Raw genomic sequence first — 22698 nt, 5'->3', positions numbered from 1 at the left:
TTGCTGATAAAGAACTAGTAATGATAAAACTCTGTTACTTTCTCTTTCTAACGAATACGCCAATCGTTGTTGCAACAATCATCACACCCAAACCGACTAACCAGTCGGCGGTTTGTTCATTCGTTTTGGGTAGTTGTTTTTCTTTCGACGGTAACGTACTGTTCTCGGTAGAATTTGGTTTAGTATTATTTTGCGTCATTGTATTTGATTCTTTTGTGTTTGACTCTATCATACTTGATTCCGTGGTACTTGGCTCCGTAGCACTTGGTTCCGTCGTGCTTGGCTCCATCGTGCTTGATTCTGTGGTACTTGATTCCGTCGTGCTTGGCTCTGTCGTGCTTGATTCTGTGGTACTTGATTCCGACGTACTTGGTTCCGTCGTGCTGGGTTCTGTGGTGCTTGGTTCCGTCGTGCTTGATTCGGTCGTGCTTGATTCTGTGGTACTTGGTTCTGTTGTACTTGATTCCGACGTACTTGGTTCGGTTGTACTTGGTTCCGTTGTACTTGGTTCCGTGGTACTTGGCTCGGTTGTGCTTGGTTCCGTGGTACTTGGTTCGGTTTCTTTTTTTGTATTGGTGATTACAAGGGTATCTCCCTCAGTCGTCACACTGCTTTCGAAGCCGTCGGGGATATTGACTTCTTCAACCTGATACACGAAGTCTTCCCCTTGATTGTTGTATTTTGGTAAGTCTGCCATTTGACCAGCAACGGGTATCTTTGTTAATGATGCTTGAAAATCATTGGCTTTTTCAAGGGTCAAACGGTCTGACTGCTGCCAACTGTCTGCTGCAGTAGTGGTGGTTCTTTTGACTTGATAATCGATTTGGTCTGGAATCTCAGCTGCTGAGACATTGACCCACTTTTTGAGAACAGCAAGGGAAACATTGGGTGCCTTGATGGAAGGTATCGGAAAATCCAACGCTTCATCATCGCTTGCTGGTGTTAAGGTCGTACGGCCATTGCACAACACCCACGCCTCTCCTTTAAAATCTGGGGCTTCCGTATTCAAGCGAACTTGGTAGGTCAAGGTCAATTTTTCATTTTCACCTAAGGCTATCCCACTGACGGTAATAGTCTGATCCTTTTCAGAAACGGTTACTCCAGTTGCAACTTCCGGCGCCTCGACCCACTCTCCTTGCGCATTTTTGCGCCATCCGACTAACTGATACTGATCAGCATCAAAATTACCTGCCCCTTGCAAAAGAATGCCCTCTCCCATCGGATCTGTAATCGTCCCATCAGGGATGGTTTTATCGATATGATTGGCGATTTCTGTCAATGCTGAACCCAACCCGCTCAGGTTTTCATCCGTCGTTAAGTAATTGCTCGGTGCAGACGCCAGATTGCGCCCAATGTATTCCCCTCGTGCGGAAGGCGCCGTTGCTACCGAATAATAGGTGAAACCAGATTTTTTAAGCGCGACGATCGTGCCAAGGGTCTCGTCTGTCACCACAGTGTTGCTAACAGGAATGGCTTGCGAATCTGATGGATTTTTACTTGTCGTATGGTAAGCATTGGCTGACGTTTGAAATTCTTCAATATAGCTTTCCGTGTGATAACCGTTATAGTCACTGATTGCGCCGGTATTTTGATAAACCGCTGCATCATCTACTGGCAAATAACTACGATTGGCACTGTCGTCACCGATATGAATAAACAGCTTTTCCGCTTTTGGACGACTTTCTTCCAGTAACAGTTGTTGTCCAGCCAATAAGCCTTTTTGCATAAAAGTTCCAGAATGGGATTCGGCCGTCTCACGCAGAAATTGTTCCAAGTACGCGATATCGGTAGAAAAACCGTTGGTAGTGTAAACTTCTCGATTGTAGGCAACGATCCCGATCCGAATGGAGCCATTCGCTAGCGAATCAGCTAATTCATTTCCAAACTGTTGCAGCCCCAACAAGGCGTTGGTTAATTTTTCTCCAGTCATGGAGGAAGAATAATCGATCACCATGACCAGATCAACAGGGGTACTGGTCTGATTGCCTTTGACAGCTAACGTTACATCAAATAGTCCTTGGCCCGCAGCTTCTTTGACACTCTTTTTCAGATAAGCTTCATCTGCATAATTGACATAGTTCTCTTCATCAAAAGCAACCCCCGGCGCCTGTCCATACTTGTAGTTGTACGTATCTCCTTGCGCCGTTCCATTTGTCAAATACTGTCCGGTCGCATCAGTTTGATAGTCAAAATCATACGTGGTGGTTTCACTGTTTACAGTCAGACTGCCCATGAGAACCCCCATCAACAACAGGAAAAAAATCCCTGCATGCTTTTGCCAACCTCTTTTGTGTTTCATCACTTTCGCTCCTTTATTTCCGCACTGCTTTCCTCAGCAGATCCATGAATGCTGAGGAAAGCGAGTCTTTGTCAGAAAACAGTATAGAAGGTTTTGCTGCGAAAAGGAGACAAAAAATTGCTGATTTCATTTACAAAAAAATCACGTTTTTTGTGCTATCATAAGAGAATCGAGTACATAGAGAAACCTTTAGAACGGAGCTTGAATTATGGAACGGTTTTATCCATTTTTTGGACACACTCTCAAGAGAGATATCGACTTGTTGCGGTTTTTGTATCTTCAAAAACGTTTTGTTCCCATTGAAGAGATCAGTCAAGCGTTGGCTTTGGATCGCCGCTCCATCCAAAAAAGCTTCGACACTTTAAGCAAGCGCTCGCTTTCCTTACAAGACGATCCCTCACCGCTTTTGGTTGCCAAACACGGCTTTGGGTTATCCTTCATTGGGACTAAGCGAGACTACAAGCGATTGAGTCGGCAGTTGCTGGAAGCGAATCCCTTTTTTTATTTACTGGAAACCCTTTTGCTGCAAAATGGGATCAATTTGATCCAATTCGCCGCTGACCATTACTTCTCCGAATCAACCGTTCGTAAACGAATCTATGCGTTGCAAAAACTGCTTGCTCCATTGGGATTTCAGCTGCAAAAGCAAAAAGGGACGGTTCGACTCGTAGGCAGCGAAGCCCGTATCCGCTACTTTATGATGGTCTTCTTTTGGCGAACATTTGCCGGTCTGCATTGGCCCTTTACTGGTCTTTCCCAGAAAAAATGTGAAACCATCGCACAAGACTTCTACCAAAACAATCAGATTCCCTTTAACCCGATCGAATTGAAAATGACCACATACATTTTGGCTGTCACTATTTTGCGGTTTCGCAAAGGACAAAGGATTTCAGCAGAAGCAGTAGCGATCGAAGCCCCTTTGATTGGGGAAGATCTTTCCCTGTTTCAATCCCTGATTGATGAAGAGACCGCCATCTACAATCATTTATCGTCAGAACTAGCGGAACACTTCTTTCTTGATGAGAATGAACGCCGCTTTTGTTTTCTATGGCTAGCATCGAATCTCGATCGAACGTTTGCCGATGCGCAACTGGACGCTGCGTTTTCCCCAAAAAAACCAACGACGAGCATCCAAAAACTTCTCTGGTCGATGACCGCGTTCGCACCAAAATCCGAGTTGACCCGCCCTTGCAAAAGTAGGATCGTGAATACCCTCTTGAATGGGCTTTTGACTGTCGAATTGTTTGGACCGGTCGACCATACATTAGCCGGCTATAATACTGCACAGTTTTTAGCAGAACATTTTCCTGATTTGCAAAAGCAAGCCGAAAAGCTAGTGACAAAAACTTCGTTATACCAAAAAGAGCCACTGAAACGAAGCGGATTTTCTCTTCATGTCGCTATGGCGTGGACGCTGATTTTGCCGCCAGCTACTTTTCAGCAGAAAATCAAGATCAAACTGGAAACAGACTTGCCGCTGGCGATTTCGCTGACCATCAGAGAACTGATCAAAGCGCCCTTTCAAGGGTTCTACAACCTTGATATTCGTGATCAGTTTGTCGACGACGACTACGATCTCTGTCTAAGCACTACTCCATTGTCTGAAACCTATGAAAAAGCACCGGTCCTATTGATCAATGCACAAGTCACCCTTCCTGATTTACTAGCAATTCATCAGGCGATTGAAGTATTCCAATCGCAAAAATAATGATTGCTCTGCTCAAATCACTCCAACAAAACGAGACGACGAAGTAATGAAAGCAGGTACTTCGTCGTCTCGTTTTGTTTCATTCATTCAATACAGTATTACTTTTATACAACCAATAGTTAAATCTGTTGCTAGTTCCTTTAACGAAAAGGAACACTCGAGTGTTGCAACTGGATTCGAACGTTGCCGTCTTCATCCAACATATACCCAAATGTATATTCGACCTTTACCTCTTCTCCGGTCTCACCGGATGTAAAATAATAATTTCCTGAAGAAAGTGCTGTATCACCATTTAGAATCGTATCGTGATTGACAAAGCGTACATTTGTCCACGGCTCTAAAGCAAACCCGCTGTCTTCTTCAATATCACCACCAACGAAATAAGACAAAGCTTCTTCCTTTGTTGAGCGGAAAGGAATTTCAGCAGCTTTCGTCGGTTTAAAAAGGACTGTTCCTTCATCAAATGCATACAACGTATCAAGGGTTTCTTTAGCTTGTTCTTCTGCAGCTTCCTCACTCTGCGTACTTGCTTCCCCAATAGCTACGATGCTCTCAGCCCAAGCTTCTTGTGCTTCTTCGATTGCAGCGAGGGTGATCGTTGGCACTTCAACCGTATCTGCTTGTGCTGTGTCGTCTTCATTTTGAGCCCCACACCCTGTTAAAGTAACTAAGATTATTGGTAAAACCAGTGTTTTTTTATTCATTTTATTCCTCCTTCTTTATCAATCAGTCTAATAAAGAATAGGTTTAATTGAAATAATAATCATAAAATCTTAACAAAAATAGAAAAATACTCGTATTTTGATTATTAAATGCATTTATCGCAGCTGATAATGAGAGCTCATTTTTCAATCCGTTGTCTGCTTTTCTGCATATGTCAAAAAATACTGTTTATACGGACGCCCAATTTTTGTATACACATTTTCACTGCGAATGGCTTTGGTCTTTTCTAAGTGGGCGACATACTTTCTTACCGACACATGGGACAATGCGCAAGCTTGCGCCAATTCTTGGACTGTAAATGGCTGTTTGATAGTACGAATCGTTTCTTGGATCAACTGAAGCGTGTCTTCTGTCAACCCTTTTTCTAGTTCGATCCACGGACTTTTTTGGTTTCCCTGCAGCAGCAGATCGATTTGCTGCTGAGCGATCCGCGGATGTTTGAGGCTTTCGCGTCGTTGCTGAAATACTTGGATACTTTGGGCAAATCGTTCGAAGGAAAACGGCTTGATCAAATAATCCAGCATCCCCAAATGTAGGCTTTGGCTGATCAATCGTGTTTCATCGGCAGCCGTGATCATGATCACATCCACAGCCTGTTGTTGTTCCCGTAATGTTTGCAACAGCTCCAAGCCATTGCCATCTTTCAAATGGATATCCAGCAAGAGCAGCTCAATGGTTTCTTTTTGTAGCATTTCTTGCGCTTCTTCCACTGTTTCCACCGAAAAAATTCGCTCAAAAACCGCTAAACGTTCTAAATAGCTGCGATGAATAAATTGAACCATCGGATCGTCTTCAACAATCAAAATATTGGCTTTCATAGCTGCTCCTTCCGATAATCATTCGTGATCGTCACTTCTAGGACGCCTTGCGCTTCCTGAAAAGTGATCGTCCCATTGACTTCATGTAGTAATTGCTGAAAATAGCCTACTTGTTGTAAAGTCACTTGTTCCGCGGGTGTCAACATTTCTTCCGCTAGCTGCCAACTCGTTTGCAACTGATTTTCTTGGTACTCGATTTTCATAAATACCTCTTGAGTCAAATGCTTTTGCAGCAAAAGATGATGTATATATTGATAAAGGTTTAATAAGACTTTGGTTTCATGTGCAACGGCCCCTTGGGGAATCTCTGGAAAAATTTCTAACAATAGCTGGCATTTCTTTTCTAAAAATTTTTGCCGCTCGCCAATCAAAAACCCTGCCAACAACGGATTTTTAATAAGAATCGCTAGCCGATGAGCAAATTCTTTCTCTGGTTTCAAAATATCATCCAAATAGATCGTCAACTCTTCATAGGCTTCTAAATCCACCAAACCATAGATGACATGCAGCTTGTTCATAAATTCATGGGCTTGACTTTGCAGTGCCGTCGCATAGGCTGTCGTATTTGCCAACTGATCCGCAATAAATAAAGACTCTGTCGCATTTCTTAGAAAAATAATATGCCCTATCTGCTGATTTCTCACGATGATCGGCGCCGATGAAAAGACATAGTTCTGCCCTTCTTGCTGTACTAACCGCTCTTGCTTCTTGTCAAAATCGACGTGCTGCAAAGCAGGCAAGATCGTTAGCAGGGATTGGCCAACCAAGCCATCTTCTGATGCAGTAGCAAGCGGCAATGCCGTGGCAGCTCGATTTGCCAGCAAGATGTTCTTCGCTAAGTCTAAGACAAAAACAACATCCTTGGTTTCTTCCAGCATACTATTGCGTTCTTCTAACAAACGTGAGATTTCTTGCGGTTCCAGATTATGCAGTTGTCGTTTCAAATAAAATGCCACGAATAATGCAATCCCCCCGCCTAATAGCAAACTGATGAACAATGCTTTCCGATAGCCTTTTTGCGATAGTAAGATTAGCGATTGCAGTGAAGTCATTTTAATCCCTAATGCCACGACGCCAAGTTGTTCTCCATCTTCTTTCACTGGAACGAACCCACGTAAGGACTGTCCTAAGGTGCCGTTGCCAATGGAGAGAGACTCCTTGCCTTCAATTGCCGGTGTTTCATCGCCACCTGTAAAAGGTTGACCAATCTTTTCAGGGTCTGGGTGCGTGATCCGAATAGCGTCTTGATCCATCAAAACAATAAAATCCAACCCATAATTTTTTGCTAATTCATTGGTATATGATTGCAACTGGGGACTGGCTTTCTTTTCCCGCAGTGCTTGCTTGACCTCCGCTTCTGATGCTAACTGACGACCGATCGATAGCAGCAGCGTTTCTTCATCCCGGTGCATTTGCTCTTTTTGTTCCATCATCATCAGTACATAAAATAATGTTAGAACGATACATAAGGTACTGGTAAAAATTCCTACTAACAGCACCCACAGCCGAACTGGCCGCTCTCGCATAGTCGTTCCTCCTCAATTGCTAATAAGCGTTCATTACACGCTCATTTTAACATAGGAATCTTTTTCCGAAGGTCTTTTTTTAAGTTGTATTTAATTAAATTAGTTAAATAATCTTCTTTGTTTGTGAGCGCTTCCTTATACTGGAAACATCCAAAGGAGGTATTTGAATGAAACAAGTCGTCGCAAAACAACCCGTTGTTGAAAAAAAGCAAACCAAAGCAAAGTGGTGGTCTTTCTATGTTGGTTCCGTTCCTTTGCCCGTCTATCTGGTAATGTCTGCCATTATCTTGATCACTGCTTTTCTACAGCAACTGCCTGTCAATATGTTGGGGGGGTTCGCCGTTATCCTAAGTTTAGGCTGGTTATTAGGAACGATTGGTGCCAACATCCCCATCATCAAGAATTTTGGTGGTCCCGCTATTTTTTCTTTGTTGATTCCGTCAATCCTGGTCTTTTTTAATCTCATCAATCAAAACGTATTGGAATCAACTAATATCTTAATGAAGCAAGCAAACTTCCTTTATTTCTATATCGCCTGTCTGGTTTGCGGCAGCATTTTAGGTATGAATCGCAAAATCTTAGTCCAAGGGTTGATGCGAATGATCATTCCTATGATGTTAGGCATGGTCTTAGCGATGGGCGTAGGTACCCTTGTCGGTGTCCTGTTAGGGCTAGATTGGAAACACACTTTGTTCTTTATTGTGACTCCTGTTTTAGCCGGCGGTATTGGGGAAGGAATCTTACCACTTTCCTTAGGCTATAGTGCCATCACTGGTTTAGGTAGCGAGCAATTGGTCGGTCAGTTGATTCCAGCCACTATCATCGGCAACTTTTTCGCGATCGTTTGTACTGGCTTGTTGACTCGCTTAGGGGAACAAAAACCGCAGCTTTCAGGAAAAGGCCAACTCGTCAAAATGAGTGATGGGGATGATTTGAAAGATGCGTTGGTTGAAGATCAATCACCGATCGACGTCAAATTGATGGGTGCCGGTGTGCTGACCGCTTGTACGCTCTTTATTCTCGGCGGTTTGCTGGAACACGTCACTGGGTTTCCTGGACCTGTTCTCATGATCGTAGCAGCCGCTTTCTTGAAATACTTGAATGTCGTACCAAAAGAAACACAAAAAGGATCAAAACAGCTTTACAAATTCATCTCTGGTAACTTTACATTTCCACTGATGGCAGGATTAGGACTGCTTTATATTCCTTTGAAAGATGTCGTCGGTATGCTGACCTGGCAATACTTTTTAGTCGTTATTAGCGTTGTTTTCACTGTGATTGCCACGGGATTTATCGTTTCTCGCTTTATGAACATGTACCCCATCGAAGCAGCCATCGTTTCTGCTTGTCAAAGCGGAATGGGTGGAACCGGCGATGTCGCGATCTTAAGTACCGCCGACCGCATGAATTTGATGCCATTTGCCCAAGTAGCTACACGTTTGGGTGGCGCGATCACGGTTATCTCAATGACCGCACTTTTACGACTATTATTTTAATTGTTTGAAATCGGAAGGGAGAAATCAAGAATGTCAACGATGAATGTCAACGAAGCAGCTATGAAACAAGCCGAGGAAAATGGGGGCAAATTAGCCGTCGTTTCTAAAGTCACTATTGATTCAAAAGAAGATTTAAGTATCGCCTACACCCCAGGAGTCGCAGCTGTTTCATCAGCAATTGCTGAAAACGAAGAACTCGCCTACACCTTGACCACTAAGAAAAATACTGTCGCCGTGATCAGCGATGGCTCAGCGGTGTTAGGTTTGGGCAATATCGGTGCCAAAGCAGCTATGCCGGTCATGGAAGGCAAAGCGGCCTTGTTCCAGCGCTTTGCCGGAATCGATTCGATTCCGATCGTCCTAGATACGCAAGACACCGAAGAAATCATTCAAACGATCAAAGCGATCGCACCAACCTTTGGTGGGATCAACCTAGAAGATATCAGCGCCCCTCGCTGCTTTGAGATCGAACGACGCTTGATTGAAGAATTACCGATCCCCGTGTTCCACGATGACCAGCACGGAACTGCCATCGTGGTATTAGCCGCTTTGATCAATAGCCTGAAGCTGATCGACAAATCCTTTGAAGAGGTCAAAATCGTGATCAACGGCGGTGGTTCTGCTGGCCTTGCCATTACCCGAAAATTTTTGGCTGCTGGCATCAGACACATCACTGTTGTCGACAAAGCAGGGATCATTTCAGAAACGAACCATGAACTTGCGCCCCATCACGCAGAAATTGCCAAAGTCACCAATCGTCAACATCTAACAGGAACCCTAGAAGATGCCCTCAAAGGAGCAGATGTCTTCGTAGGCGTTTCAGCTCCCGGTGTGCTGCACCCTGAGTGGATCAAAACGATGGCAGAAAAACCAGTGATTTTTGCTATGGCGAATCCAACGCCAGAGATTTTCCCTGATGAGGCACTGGCAGCTGGCGCCTTTATCGTCGGTACTGGTCGCAGTGATTTCCCTAACCAGATCAATAATGTCTTGGCCTTTCCGGGAATCTTCCGAGGCGCATTAGACGCTCGAGCAAGAGACATCACGATCGAGATGCAGATCGCAGCAGCACAAGGGATCGCTAGTTTGATCCCCGAATCAGCATTGACTCCAACCACTATCATTCCAGATGCGTTTCAGCCTGATGTCGCTAAAGTCGTGGCAGAAAGCGTGAAGAATGCGGGAAAAAAAGATTAAATAGATTGGTATCATTAGTGACTGCAGCGCTAGTTGTTTGATACCAATAAAATGAAAAATAGCTACAAAAATGTACCGACTATGAAAACTAGTCGGTACATTTTTGTGTCGGATTTTACAGATAATCGAAAGTTTCCTCCCAGAAGACAGTCCGAAAAAATACTCCCTAACTCCCCATTCACTATTGCTTCACTTGGTTCACTTCACAGAGGGCACTCTTTAGTTTGAGGATACAATCGACAAATCACACGCTCCCAATCTTTCTTCGTTGGTATGCTACTTAACAAGATATAATCATCCGTCAAACCATAATCCAGGATATAGGGACGATAATTTGTGACGATCAAAACCTTCTGGCCCGCTTTTAATCGTTCTTCTGTTAATTCGTGCAATGAAAGAAAAATGACTTGATACTTGTTTGCAAAGAGCCGAATTGCTTGTAGTCGAATCATTTGAACGACCATTGAGTCCCCTTCTATAAGAAACAAAATATTTTTTTTCGGTTGATAATAGTCGCGTAGTAAATCACTTACCGTTGTAAAACTGATAGCAATATCTTCCATAAATTCTGTCGCAAAAGCTAACTCTTCTTTGTACTTTTCCAAAAATGCTTTATTTTTGTAGTAAGACTCTCGATGGTATGTTTTTATTGAGGCGACTTCTTCAGCTTGTCGCTTGTTCAAAGATGGACAAATCACTTCATTAAGTTTTCTAGACACCAGAAAGGAGGTTAGATAATCTTCTAGCAGTGACTGATCCCAGCCCTTAAATTCGGCACCAGCAAAATACGCTTTTACGATCGGCTTCACTTCTGGCCAGAAATTAAATCGAGCTAGAAAAGTTTTTTCTCGATCGTATTGATTGATTGTCCGCGTACATATAATCATGTAGTGAAGCCAAGCAAGTTCTTCTTTGGGTAAAGATACCCCATACTCTTTGAAAATGACTTCTTTCAGAATCTCTAGCAATTTAAAATCATTTTCTTGATAGACAAGCTCTTTTGCCCAGTCAGGAATCGAAACATAGTGCTCCTTTTGCGCCCGTACAATCGTTATATACAGCAGTGAATAAAAAGCCGAGATCGTCAAGCCAGTCCCTACTTCATATTTTCCCAATTTATCAGAAAGTCCCTTTAGAATTACATGATGCAGGCCTTCTGGTGGTCTGATCGTATAGGGGGTGGGCTCACCTACATAGTAAAAATCAAAAAAGAATTTACGAATATTTGCTTCATCGCCTACCAAAGTAACCGGTGTGAAACTTAGAGAAAGTCCATACTCTTTTAAGGCTGGTTGCACACGTGCAATAAACCTTCGTAATGTTGTTTCCGCATAATTGTATCGATAAGCCAATTCATTCAGATCAACTACTTCTCCATAAAAAATGTTCCCAATGATTTCAAATAAAACTTCCTGATTTAATAGCTGCTCTTTTTTTTCTTTAAAGAGAACACGATTTCGTTCTTCGAAATGAAATCCGCTATTACCTGATACCAATTCAATACATTCGCCAAAATGCTCTTTGATCAAGCGTAGGTCTTTCACCAATGTCCGCTGAGAAATAGCCAATCGCTCAGAAAGAATCCCAACTTTAAAAACTTGTTCTCGTTCAATAATCGTTAATATCTGCATCCAACGCTTTGTACTCGGACTTGTAATAAAAGACATCTGAAGTTCCCTCATGCCATTTCTTCACTCATTTCCTTTTCTGACTTGGCTCTATTCATTCTACCATACAACAGAAACCCCTTTCTTCGCTACGTCAAATGAACTTCTTTCTAAAAACATAAGATGTGGCACGAAACATCCATTGTCAGAAAAGTTCGCTTTCGCTTTTTTGAACTTGCTGCGGGCTTTCTTTCAATCCATAGCAAGGCAAGCACCATTCTTTTCCTGGATCAAATGATAGCACTGCGACACGCGACAAATAAGAAAAGTGCTGACACCCATGTATACACACAACCTTTTGCCTGTGCGCAACAGATTTTCTATTGCAGATTCAAATAAAAAAGCTTAACACCTCGTAGATGTTAAGCAGAATCAGCTATCATTCTATGTTTGTTCAATACTCGGTGCCCGATTTTCATTTGGCATTCTTCTCTGGATCGGATTTAAAACCTCATAACCGCTTTGACCAACGGATCATCTTCTAACGTTTGGCGTTCTAGCGCCTCTTGCAGTTTTTCCAATGGGTATTCATCCGTGATATATTTTGTGGGATCGATCATGCCACTAGCAATCAAATCGATCGTTTCTTCAAACTCTTGGCGGGTGCATGAAACGCTGCCGATGAGCTTGATTTCTTGCAAGACCAACCGATTTAATGAAAAAGGAATTTCGGGAGCAACGGAATTTCCGATCGCCACGATCGTTGCGCCAGGACGAGCAGCCTCAATGCATGTCGCTAAGGAACTGCTGGAACCGACCGCTTCAAAAATCAAATCGAACCCACCAGCAGACGCGTCTTTCAATACTTCCCCGCGGTTTGAATCCTTAGCGTCAAAGTAATCGTCAAAGATTCCCAATTCCTTGGCTTTCTCAATTTTTGTATCGTTGATTTTGGACATGGCCACATAAGAAGCCCCAGCTTTTTTTGCCAATTCGCCAATCAATTGCCCGATGATCCCACTTCCAGAAACCAAGACTTTGTCATTTAACTTAATATTGGATTTACGGATGGCATGATAGGCAACCATCAAGGGATCAATCAAGCTAGCTGCTGTATCTGAAACTGTATCTGGCAATTTATAAGCATTGGACGCTTTTCCGACAAACCGTTCGGCATAGGCGCCATTGCAGACAAAGCCGATATAATTGGTGCCGTTTACTTCCCGACACAAATGCTCTTGCCCTTTTTGGCACATATCACATTTTCCACAATAAAGATTGGCCCAAAAAGCGACGCGATCGCCGATTTTAAAGGAACTATCGCCTGCATCCGTCACGACACCGCAAAACTCGTGACCCATGATAAAATCGGACTCCCCTGTTTTGCCCCAACCTTTCCCTGCTTGCCACATATGCACGTCACTGCCGCAGACGCCGCAAGCTGAAACTTGGATCTCGATCAGTCCTTCTTCCACTTTCGGCACAGGTACTTGTTTGACCTCGATCGTTTCTGGTCCTTTTAATACAGCAGCTTTCATGTTTTTTTCTGTCATCTCTGTTTCCTCCTCATTGCTTTTTCCTTTGCTTACTGTCATACTAACATTAAAGTTAACTTTAAAGTCAACGTTAAGGAGTGAAAAAAATGACCTATACGATATCCCAAGTTGCGAAAGCCTTAAATATCCCCACGTCAACCATCCGCTATTACGACAAAGAAGGCCTTTTGCCGACGTTAGCGCGCAAAGAATCTGGCTACCGTTTATTTTCAGATACCGAAATTGAGATGCTGGAATTGATCGAATGTCTGAAGGAAACAGGCATGACCATTAAAGAGATCAAAGATTATGCACAATTGACACGCCTTGGTGATGACTCGCTGCAAGAACGCCATAAAATGTTTCTTGAACAAAAAAAAGCGCTGCAAGCGCAGATAGACGCTTTGCAGCAATCGATGGCGTTGATCGACCATAAGTGCTGGTATTATGAATCAGCGATCGCAGCCGGTACAGAACAAATCCATTTCCCAATCAAAATGTCGTTGAGAAACAAAGAAAAGTTTCAAGCGATCACCGCCCAAAGCGAAGATCGCTAACGTTATGTAACGTTCACAGGACTATCTGCCTGCTTCTAGTGATCCGAAGCAAACCTATTCTTGGTACTTTTCAAATACTTGCTTGTCTGCTAGTGAATAGACTTGTTCATACAAATAATCAAAGAGAGTATTCATGTTCTCTTTCGTATCGCTCACTTCATCAAGGATCTCTTTTGCCGTACGATGGGCGATATTCAAGCGCATTTCAGCGTTGTAGATCATCCGTTCTGCTTCAACCTGCGCTTCTTCAAGTGTCCGGTCTGCTTTCTTTCTAGCAAACAGCAAGATCTCTCGCATCTCCGCTTGAAACTGCTGATTTTCTTTTTGTAACTCTTGGTTTTCTTTTTGCAGCTCATTGACCGCTTTGCGAAGCGCAGCGGCTTCTTCTTCCTGAGGGCCTCGAGCCTGCTCCTCCAGCTGTGCTTCTTTTTCAGCGAGTTGGTTCGCCAAATTTGTGATGACCTCTTCTTTTTGGAGCAGCAGCTGTTTTTGTTCTTGGGCTTTGCTTTCATACCATTGTTTTTCTCTTGCCCAATCCAAGCGTTCAAAAATCGCTTTTTCTTTCACTTGCTGGATATCCGACTGTGAGCGATGCAAGGTTTCTGCATGGAGCCGCTTTTCAAGTTCTGTGATTCTCGTTCGTGCCAACACTAACTCTTGATGGGTTTGTTCAAAGCTCATATCTGCTGGTGAGACAGGCGCCAGCTCCATCTGCTCCTCGTTCGCTTCCTCGGTAAACGCTTCAAAAGAGCGTTTTTCTTGATAGCTAGGCAAGGGCGCATTGACAGTTTCATTACGCTTTTTGGTGCTTTTACGCTTTCTCTTCCCTTTACTGCTTACTGGATGTGGCATGCCAGTTTCTGAGGACCAGGGTTGCGTCGAGTGCTTAGGCGATCCTTCTGGCTCAAATCGTTCCTCTAGTTCCGCTTGTACTGAAGGAGACGGTGCCGGCGCCTGTCCACTTCGTTGCCCTTGTTTTTTGCCTTTTTGGGGTTTACTACTGGTACCCGTCATTTCTTGATCATTGCTAGTAGCTTTCTTTTTTGCGGTATCGGCGAAGGCTTCTTTCGCCGGTCCATTGGCAACAGCTGTCTCAGCGGTTCTGTTTTCTTTCTCATACGTTTCTTCAAATCCTTTTAATTCTTTCAATGACACTTGGTTCATTTCGTCGAATAGCGTCTGAGCAGAAAACCACCCACGTCCCTTCTTCTTACTCATCCCTTGAATCCCTCCCTTTCGTCAATAACTCTTTTGATTGTTTCATTCTAAGTTCCCGTGTCTGAAGCTTGGACAAGCTCTTTTCGGTTGAGTACTTGCCACTGTCCCTGTGCATTGCGGACGATCGTTTGTTCAAATGACGTATCGGGCGTATCTGCTACTTGCAACACGAAATGGCACCGTTTCACGCCTTGCGCCTGCGATAGATCATCGATGATTCGCTGCAAATTAGCTTCCCAAGCAGGAAAGTCCGCAGAAGAGTTCAAATGACTTGAACTCGTTAGGGTGATTTCTTGCAGCGGTTGGTCAATATGGATCAGCACGACTGTCGGTCCTAAAAAAGGCGTCACTTGCGTCCCAAATTCTTCTTCTAGCTGAAAACGCGCTTCTCGATCATCCGCCATCAGCAGCGTCTGCCAAGCAAGATTTTCAAAAGGGAGACCTGCAGACGGGTACACCGATAACGGTCGTTGCTTCCCTTCAATCTGTTCTTTTTGTAAATGTAAGATTTCCTGTTTCATCTGCTCCCTTTCCTCTGCTACCCTACGGCTTTGCGCATGTATGGAAACTTGAGTAAAAGTCAAAAGCAGCAAACTCATAAGAAACAGACCACTCACCATCAGCAACGCTAACGGATGTTCATTACGAATCTTATGCTTAAAAAAAGCCAGTTTTCTTTTTTCCAACTCCGTCATCTTTGTTCGTCGCTCAAGTCTTCGAACAAAGATTTCGAGGTATCCCCGTTGAGCAAGCACCCCGATCGCCACAAAACAAAGCAGCAGTATGCTGACATAAACAATCTTCACGGACATCCCCCTTTCCATCTTTTGTCCATAATTGAGCCTCGATTTTCAAACAGACACGCTGACTGACCTCGTTGAATCCTTAAAAGAAATTCAAGACGACCCCACGAAGGGCCTCGCTCGTCACCATACCAAATTCACGACTATCGATCGAGTGCATGATCGCATCCCCAACGACGAAATACTCGCCTGGCTGCAAGATGCCTCCGACCGGCAATTCCCTCGCCGTTTCTTGCGTCAGTGTAAAGGTATAGGAAAAATCATAATAGGACCCTGATGCCCCCAATAGCAAACGATTGCCACTGCGCGCATAGGAATCCCCAGGAACCCCGATCACTCGTTTTACGATCAGCAGCCCTTCATGCTCAAAAGCGACGAGATCATAACGATGCGGCAACTGATTCTTTTGAATAACGACTAACTCGTTGTTTTGAATAATGGGGGCCATCGAATCACCGCTGACACGAGCCATTTTGTAGTTTGAAAAGAAATAGAACAGCAGCAGTAGCAGACAACCTATCCCCAACACACGAAGTACCAATTGCTTTTGGAATCGACCCATGATACCTGTTGCTCCTCTACCATAATTTTACGTCGTACGTAGCGTTTGACTGATTCTACCGTTGGCTCTACCGTTTTTAGCGAGAGGCAGACGCTGCTTGAAGCTCTTCACTAGGAACAGAGCCTTTACATTGACCAAGAAAATCGGCTAAAATCGCCTTGCCGAGACGTTCAATGGAATTTGGCTCAATCGGTCGTTCCAACCGATAGATGGGCTGTTCCAATTCCAGCAAAAAGAGCGGTTGATCAGTGACTACCACCTGGCGGGCGGTGAAAATCGACAGCTCACTCGTAGTCTCGACGACGACATCCACTCCTTGGGCAGCCAGCCAATCACTCAGACGTTGTTTGATCCAGCCTTTGATTTTCTCATTTCCACACAAATGATAGGTGATCATCAGCTGGTTGTTTTTTAACTGCTGCTTCTTTAGATAGGACTCGCCTATTGTCAGCAAATAGTGAGAAGCAGCGCTAGAAAGTGCCTTCGTCTTTCCAATACCAGACACTTCTGGCTTTCGACGATCCCGCAGCAAAGGAGGTGGCACATGGAAGAGCCGATCCAGTAACATGACTGCTAACGTCACTTGCACGAATACGCGATCTTCTCTCAATGTCTCTGCTTGCTTAGGAAACGTCTCTCGCAAGCTATCGATTGGATCAAAGGGCACCGTTTCTTCGACCCACGGATGTTTCAATAAAAACGAAAGTACCCCTTCATCTGCCATCATCAAAAACAATAGGACACACCGTTCTTGCTGCGACAAGGACCTGCAGACCTCCAAGCCTTCGATGACAAAACCCGTTTTTTCTAGAAACAACCGACAAAAGTCAGCCATTTCCCAATTTTCTTCCAAGCGTCCACCTTGTTGCGCCCGTAAAAGAAAGACCTTCGTCCACTGCAACGAAACCACTGGATCGATCGGCAAGGACGGACGATACCGCACTGTCAACGTTTCAGCCAGCTGCTCAAAGATTTGGTAGGGCTGTTCCTCTTCTTCAAAATAAAAGGCTTTATAAAAATACCGTATGTTTCCTTCTGCCCCTTCTAGACACCACTGCTTTTTATTCAAGGTCAGTTCATAAGCAGCGAACAAGGTCTGAAGCTGACGACATTGTTTCAAAAAGGTTTGATTGCCTAATCCGGTGATCGCAACAAGTTTTTCCGGTATCGCCGTTTCTTGCTGACACAAGAAATGCAGAAACAACAGATTCGGGTCATCCGCCAACAATGCTCGCTTTTTTTCCTGATACTCTGCCAATTCTTGGATCATCAATTCATAACCATTGCTGGCAGATGCGAGGATCGTCGAAGCCCCAAAGAGTTGGCGCAGTTCCTCAATGTCTGAAATAATCGTCCGCCGAGAAGCGCCGCAAGCATGTGCCAGCTGTTGTCCACTTAAAGGACCGCAACATTCCAACTGCCGCAAAATCGTCAATTGCCGCTTGCACGTCATTGAAAATAAACTGTTCATCAATAAAGACGGCTTGTTTCTCATCGTTTCACCTCCCCACACATTCGAAAGAAGAGAAGCTGCAGGCGACTTCCAGCAGCTTCTGCTTGCTTCTTATTCAATATACTCCTGTCTTTGCTTTGACAAGCTAATATATATCTATTCTATTTACGGGACAACACTTAGTTCCCAGTGGATCGTTGCTTGATAATTCATTGCTTGCGGCGTCGCACCTATCGGAATATGTAAAAAGACACTTTCCGCCTTGGTCTCACTATTTCCATATCGTTGAATCCAAGTACCGTCTCCACTACCTTTAGCCGCTGTTGCCAAAAGTACTGTCTGACCCGGAGGTAATTCTAAGAATGACTCATATTCAGGATAATTTTTTTCTGCGAGGTTTTGAGCTGTCACCATTTCAATATTTTCCAAGTGTACGCTAGCACCCCTTAAACGATGAGTATCGTCCTCGCTCACAAATCCATAATCTCCCAACCTTGCCGTCAAGCGCCATCCAGTGAACGTATTACGACGATCGGAAATCTGAACATAATTCGGTCGTAAACCTGCCAAAGAATCTTCTGACGCATTGAGTAATCGTTGAGGATTCGCTGGGTATCGAGTCTCACTCGAACGAATAGGTACTTGTCCAAAATCGAATTGTGAAATAAAATCGATACTAAAAAACCCTTGATTTTCAGGAAGTTGAGGGGGATTTTCTGGATCGACTTCTTGATCAGGCGCAAGTGGGTCTTTCGGAGAAACAGCTCCACCAGATAAAACCTGAGTCGCGTCACTCGCTCGACTACCGTTCAAGAAAGCATAAGCAGCTACGATTTCATTGCGAATAAAACGATCACTTTCAGGTAATTCGTAACGGTACCAGCCACTTTCATCCGTTTGGACGTGAAAATGCTCTTGTTCATTTGTTCCTGTTACAACTTCGATATCAGGAGATGGCAGATGCCCCATATCCCGATCAAAGCGGATATAACTAAGAGGTGATGCCTCTCCGGTAATCACCTTAGAGTTCTCTTGGGTGGGGTCATCCGATAGTTGATGGATACGCACTTCCACTTCATAATCATTCAATGTACCGAAAAGCAAACGTTGGGTATTCGAGCTAAAATTACTCGAAAAGTGCGTGCTGGTCGCTTGATCCATAGAAACAACATTATGAACGTTATGGATTAAACTCGTATAATTCACCTGCGCTTGATAAATTGGTGTCCAATAAAACTCAGGCGCGTCTTCACTCGTATTTTGATAGCGCCATTGGCGGACAGATTGCGAAGTGGCAATCAATGCACTCGGAGCGTGCATATTCAACAAGCTCCCAGACGAGACAGAACTTGTTTTTTCTAAATTAACTCGTTTCGCTTGGTCAATGTTAAACCGTACATTTGTTCCACTCCCGGTCCATCCAATTAAGCGATGCGCTGCCGAAGTGCTATCAGATTGAATGTCTAAAACGGCATCTTTTCCAACATTGATTTCCGCCTGCATAATTACCGTTTGCGAGTTAAAATGAATAATGTCGGTATCTGCATTCCCTTGATCAATAGCTTCAATCTTTAACGTACTCCGCTCATTAAGATTTATCTGACTATTGCCAGGGAAAAACATCGTGTTACGCGCTTGTCCATTTCCTCCAGACACGCGCCCCGCACTCGTAATAGTCACCGTGCTATCTTTTTCAAGGTTAAGCTGATACCCTTGAAGATGTGTAATCGATGCTGACATAGCAGGATTGCTTTGCTGCGTCTCTATGTTGAGAGTCGCATGTTCTCCTACATTTATGTTCCCGTTATCAGCAGAAAAGTAAATATTTGACCCATATGCTTTTCCATCAGCTCCATTAGCATTAAGTGTCAGTGTGGAGTGTTTTCCAAGAATGACTTGTGAATTGAACGCATGTGAATACAAATTCCCTCCTCTAATACTTGAGAGTGCAACTTCTGCCCTATCATCTAACTCAAATAAACGAGTTTCAAAATTTGCTTGATCAGTAACGTAAAGATCTTGAACCCTAAAATCTGAACGATACGTTGGAATTTGATGATTGAAAACATGTCCTGATAGAATGGCGTGAGTAAATATTGAATACAACAACTGATTGCCAACGCTTTCGACATTGTGGTACCGCATTATTGAACGACGGTGATTCTCTTCACTTAATCCCAAAAATGTAAGTGGTCCTCGCCAATTCCCGTGATAGGTTTCAATATTCTGAAACGTAATGTCCCAAGGTGTACCAGGGGCTACTGTATTATCAAGAAGTATGATAGAGACTGCTCGAAAATCAATTTGATTCCAATGTCCGTCGATAATCAGTCTTCTAGAAATTCTAGGGGCATTGATTTCGATGAGTGAATTAGCTCCATTGGGATTCGTAGTGAAAGAGGTCTCCATATGAAGCAAATCCTCTAACCCTGCTGAAGGATTATTCGAAGATTCAAAGTCAGCTGTAATATCGATAACATTAATCGTTGGATCGGCAATCGCTCGTACAAACTCCTGCCAATTGGACACATCTTTTCTGACGACTTCGCCTTCGATCAAGTCAATATTTCCTAAATCTCGATCCGCTTCGTCACCTTCTACCGTTGTTTTGGCTCGATTCGATTTCCCATTCAAAAACGCATAAGCAGCAACTTGCCTGTGTGGCGTAAAATGCTCCCCTTCCGGTAACTCATAGGAATACCTTCCATCCTTATCTGCTTGCACATGAAACTTTTCGTTTCGGACATAGAAATCCGATTCACCGCTTGTAGGCGGGGCGTCAATATTGCCTTCTGGAATCACAGGATCGCCTGAAAAACGAATCAAACTATGCGGACTTGCCGTTCCCGTAATCCGATAGGAATTTTCTTTCGTGGGATCACTGGTGAGGGCGTTGATCGTTAAGTCAACATCTGAAATTGCTTCAAAGAGTATTCGCTGAGATCGAGTAGTGAAATTGCTTCTGAAATGATTCCTTATCTCCTCAGAGATAGAAGAGACACTGGTAATCGTTGGGGTCGTAAAATAATAGGTGATACCCAAATCGAAAATAGACTGCCAATTGTGAGTAGACTGCCCTTCTAGATTACCATGATTCCACTGCTGAATCGATTGAGCGCCAGTAGTCAATCGAATACTATTGAGTAACGGGGCATTGATAAGCCCAGTCGTTGGCAAGATACTTGAAATTGATCTCGTTCGTTGCAAATTGACTTTTTTGGCATCTGAAAAATGAATATTAAGCGGATCAGTCGCCAAGGCATTTGTCGAAGCAATCAAGTATTGTGTCGGAGAAGTACTATCAGAGCGAATATCTAACGTAGCGTCTTTCCCTACATTAATTGTTCCACCTCGCCAAAAGTGAATCACGTCGCTATCGGAAATTCCTTGATTGGTTGCGTCAATTCTAAGGGTACTGCGTGCGCCTAAGTCGATGGTTCCCCCACCCCAAGGCATCATAATAATATTCTGACCATCTCCTGCACCGAAAGTCGTACGACCATCGTTCTTAATAGAAACTGTACTGTCCTCTAACAAAGTGATGTTGGTTTCATTGATAATTCCCATAATCGTCGAAATTGCGGGTGAATTTCTTTGCGTATTTAAATGAAGTTCAGCTTTTTTGCCAACCGTTAGATTCCCTGCTGATCGAAACAAAATATTGGCACCTTGCGCTTCCCCATCAGTGCCATTCGCTGTCAGGGTCAACTTCGCCCCATCTCCTATTACTAGCCGCTGATTTGACCCATGAAAATCAATATTACCGGAGCTGATCGTCGACAGTTTCACTGTTGCACCAGCATCAATCTCTAACTGATTGATTTCAAAATTTGCATGTATCGTGCCAGCTGAAATCGTTTGGACTCGATTCCCTAGGTTATAGGAAGGGGTTTGAAGTGACGTCACATTCCCGGATAAAATCAATGTTGACGACAGCCCATACAGCAGTTGATTTCCCACATTGTTCATATTGTGGTAACGCAACCTTGCTTGTGATTGATTTGTAGGATTCAGATTAGTATAGGTAACCGGCCCCAGTTCACTCCCATGGTAAATATCCACATTTTGAAACGTGATGTTCCATGGCGATGCAGCGTTAACCGATACATCATCAAATCCTAACGCGACAGAACGAAAATCAATGTGATGGTCATTTCCATCGACAATTAGTGTTCGAGAGGAGGCTTGTGCATTGATCCACAAATAAGAAATGGATGCGGATGGATTCGTAGTAGACGAGTTACTATTAAGTCCACTTATGCCTGCTGAAGGATTATCACTAGATTCAAAGCTATCTGTTAGATAAATATGGTTGATCGTTCGATCGGTCATCGCATTCACAAACTCCTGCCAGTTCGCAACCTCTGCGGTCTCGCTTGAGTTCATTAGATCAAGAGCATCTATATTCGCCGCATCAGCTTGACCATCAACCATTTCTTCAATGACTACAGATAATCCCTCAGATGTATCGTGAAGTTCATAAGTCCCCGCCTTTCCAAACAGAAGTATCAGGGTAAAGTAGTTTTGTTCCTTATCTGTGACAATCTGCCAGTAGTTTTCTTCTTTCTCAAATACATCGGTTCCTTCTGAAAGATTATCCGTTGAGATACTAGCTTCAGAAGGTAGGACAATCATGATTTCTTGGACAGGTTCATCTGTTACCAAATCGATTGTGATTTCTTCCCCAACAATCCCGTCGATCATTGTTTCTGAAAATTGAAAGCTGGGCTCAGTTTCAGAAGAACGTCTCTCAATTTCATCTGCTAACGTGTCTTCTCCCCCTTGCCACGCATGAAGTGGCTCAAAAAAGAACGCTTTAAGAGACGGAAAAAACATTTGAATACTGAACAGTCCAATCATGATTGAAAGCACTAATTTAAGTGTTTTCTTTTTCATTTACATATTCTCTACTTTCTTAAATACAAATATTATGGACAAATCAATAGAAAAAAGTTCAAAAAAGCAACTAACCACATGAATCGATTGTCCCTATATGGTTCCTGACATATGCTGCGTCATGTAATCGAAGAATCAAGTCAAAAGGAAAGAAGGTCAATAGTTGACCTATCTCTCCTCTCTTTCAGTCTTCTTACCGGTTCTATTTACCGATGATAAGAGCGCGTTCATTGGCTCATTTTCAACAATAGTAGTAAAATGTATAGCTTTTCCATTTGCATGTTTTATTTTGCAAGGAAT

15 protein-coding genes are annotated in these 22698 nt (G+C 43.5%); 4 read left to right on the top strand and 11 right to left on the bottom strand.

The annotated features are described in order from the left end of the window. Positions 1-34: 34 nt before the first annotated feature. On the bottom strand, positions 35-2299 hold the full coding sequence (locus tag IGI94_RS03040; protein WP_438899421.1) for a VWA domain-containing protein: 2265 nt from the start codon (positions 2297-2299) through the stop codon (positions 35-37). Positions 2300-2507: 208 nt separating this feature from the next. Between IGI94_RS03040 and IGI94_RS03035 the strand changes: the two genes are divergently transcribed. Next, positions 2508-4007: a helix-turn-helix domain-containing protein gene (locus tag IGI94_RS03035; RefSeq protein WP_438899420.1), complete on the top strand. Its 1500-nt coding sequence runs from the start codon at positions 2508-2510 to the stop codon at positions 4005-4007. Positions 4008-4147: 140 nt separating this feature from the next. Here IGI94_RS03035 and IGI94_RS03030 read toward each other — a convergent pair whose 3' ends face one another. The 3 genes from IGI94_RS03030 to IGI94_RS03020 form a co-directional block, all read right to left on the bottom strand. Then, positions 4148-4711: a hypothetical protein gene (locus tag IGI94_RS03030; protein WP_016619468.1), complete on the bottom strand. Its 564-nt coding sequence runs from the start codon at positions 4709-4711 to the stop codon at positions 4148-4150. Positions 4712-4855: 144 nt separating this feature from the next. Continuing rightward, a complete protein-coding gene (locus tag IGI94_RS03025; RefSeq protein ID WP_008378031.1) occupies positions 4856-5548 on the bottom strand; it encodes a response regulator in 693 nt (230 codons plus the stop codon). Beyond that, positions 5545-7074, bottom strand: coding sequence for a Spo0B domain-containing protein (locus IGI94_RS03020; RefSeq protein WP_042890088.1), 1530 nt, complete (start codon positions 7072-7074; stop codon positions 5545-5547). Before IGI94_RS03020 ends, IGI94_RS03025 begins: the two co-directional genes overlap by 4 nt. Positions 7075-7241: 167 nt before the next feature. Between IGI94_RS03020 and IGI94_RS03015 the strand changes: the two genes are divergently transcribed. Together IGI94_RS03015 and IGI94_RS03010 are read left to right on the top strand one after the other, a co-directional pair. Next, a complete protein-coding gene (locus IGI94_RS03015) occupies positions 7242-8570 on the top strand; it encodes a 2-hydroxycarboxylate transporter family protein (RefSeq protein WP_008378026.1) in 1329 nt (442 codons plus the stop codon). A 30-nt stretch (positions 8571-8600) separates the two neighbouring features. Then, entirely contained in the window at positions 8601-9767 is a 1167-nt protein-coding gene (locus tag IGI94_RS03010) for an NAD(P)-dependent malic enzyme (protein WP_438899419.1), read from the top strand. A gap of 203 nt (positions 9768-9970) precedes the next feature. Here IGI94_RS03010 and IGI94_RS03005 read toward each other — a convergent pair whose 3' ends face one another. Further along, positions 9971-11449 carry a helix-turn-helix domain-containing protein gene (locus tag IGI94_RS03005; protein WP_438899418.1) on the bottom strand — a complete coding sequence of 493 codons (1479 nt, stop codon included), beginning with the start codon at positions 11447-11449 and terminating at the stop codon, positions 9971-9973. Between the two features lie 428 nt (positions 11450-11877). Beyond that, on the bottom strand, positions 11878-12927 hold the full coding sequence (locus tag IGI94_RS03000; protein ID WP_438899417.1) for a zinc-dependent alcohol dehydrogenase: 1050 nt from the start codon (positions 12925-12927) through the stop codon (positions 11878-11880). A gap of 89 nt (positions 12928-13016) precedes the next feature. Here IGI94_RS03000 and IGI94_RS02995 point away from each other — a divergent pair, with 89 nt between their 5' ends. After that, positions 13017-13466, top strand: a complete 450-nt coding sequence (locus IGI94_RS02995) for a MerR family transcriptional regulator (protein ID WP_008378019.1) — start codon at positions 13017-13019, stop codon at positions 13464-13466. Between the two features lie 54 nt (positions 13467-13520). Here the strand turns inward: IGI94_RS02995 and IGI94_RS02990 are convergent, their stop codons facing one another. From IGI94_RS02990 to IGI94_RS02970, 5 genes are all read right to left on the bottom strand, one after another. Continuing rightward, positions 13521-14684, bottom strand: a complete 1164-nt coding sequence (locus IGI94_RS02990) for a hypothetical protein (RefSeq protein ID WP_438899416.1) — start codon at positions 14682-14684, stop codon at positions 13521-13523. Between the two features lie 47 nt (positions 14685-14731). After that, entirely contained in the window at positions 14732-15496 is a 765-nt protein-coding gene (locus tag IGI94_RS02985) for a hypothetical protein (protein ID WP_438899415.1), read from the bottom strand. Between the two features lie 73 nt (positions 15497-15569). Then, positions 15570-16049: a signal peptidase I gene (lepB, locus tag IGI94_RS02980; RefSeq protein WP_438899414.1), complete on the bottom strand. Its 480-nt coding sequence runs from the start codon at positions 16047-16049 to the stop codon at positions 15570-15572. 76 nt (positions 16050-16125) lie between these two features. Further along, entirely contained in the window at positions 16126-17544 is a 1419-nt protein-coding gene (locus tag IGI94_RS02975) for an HTH domain-containing protein (RefSeq protein ID WP_438899413.1), read from the bottom strand. 123 nt (positions 17545-17667) lie between these two features. Beyond that, complete coding sequence (locus tag IGI94_RS02970) at positions 17668-22362, bottom strand: pectate lyase-like adhesive domain-containing protein (RefSeq protein WP_438899412.1); 4695 nt, start codon at positions 22360-22362, stop codon at positions 17668-17670. Positions 22363-22698 lie beyond the last annotated feature (336 nt).

The sequence above is a fragment of the Enterococcus sp. AZ149 genome, assembly GCF_051714285.1.
In the GTDB taxonomy this organism is placed as follows: domain Bacteria; phylum Bacillota; class Bacilli; order Lactobacillales; family Enterococcaceae; genus Enterococcus_D; species Enterococcus_D entomosocium.
This window is presented reverse-complemented; position numbering and strand designations above follow the sequence as displayed.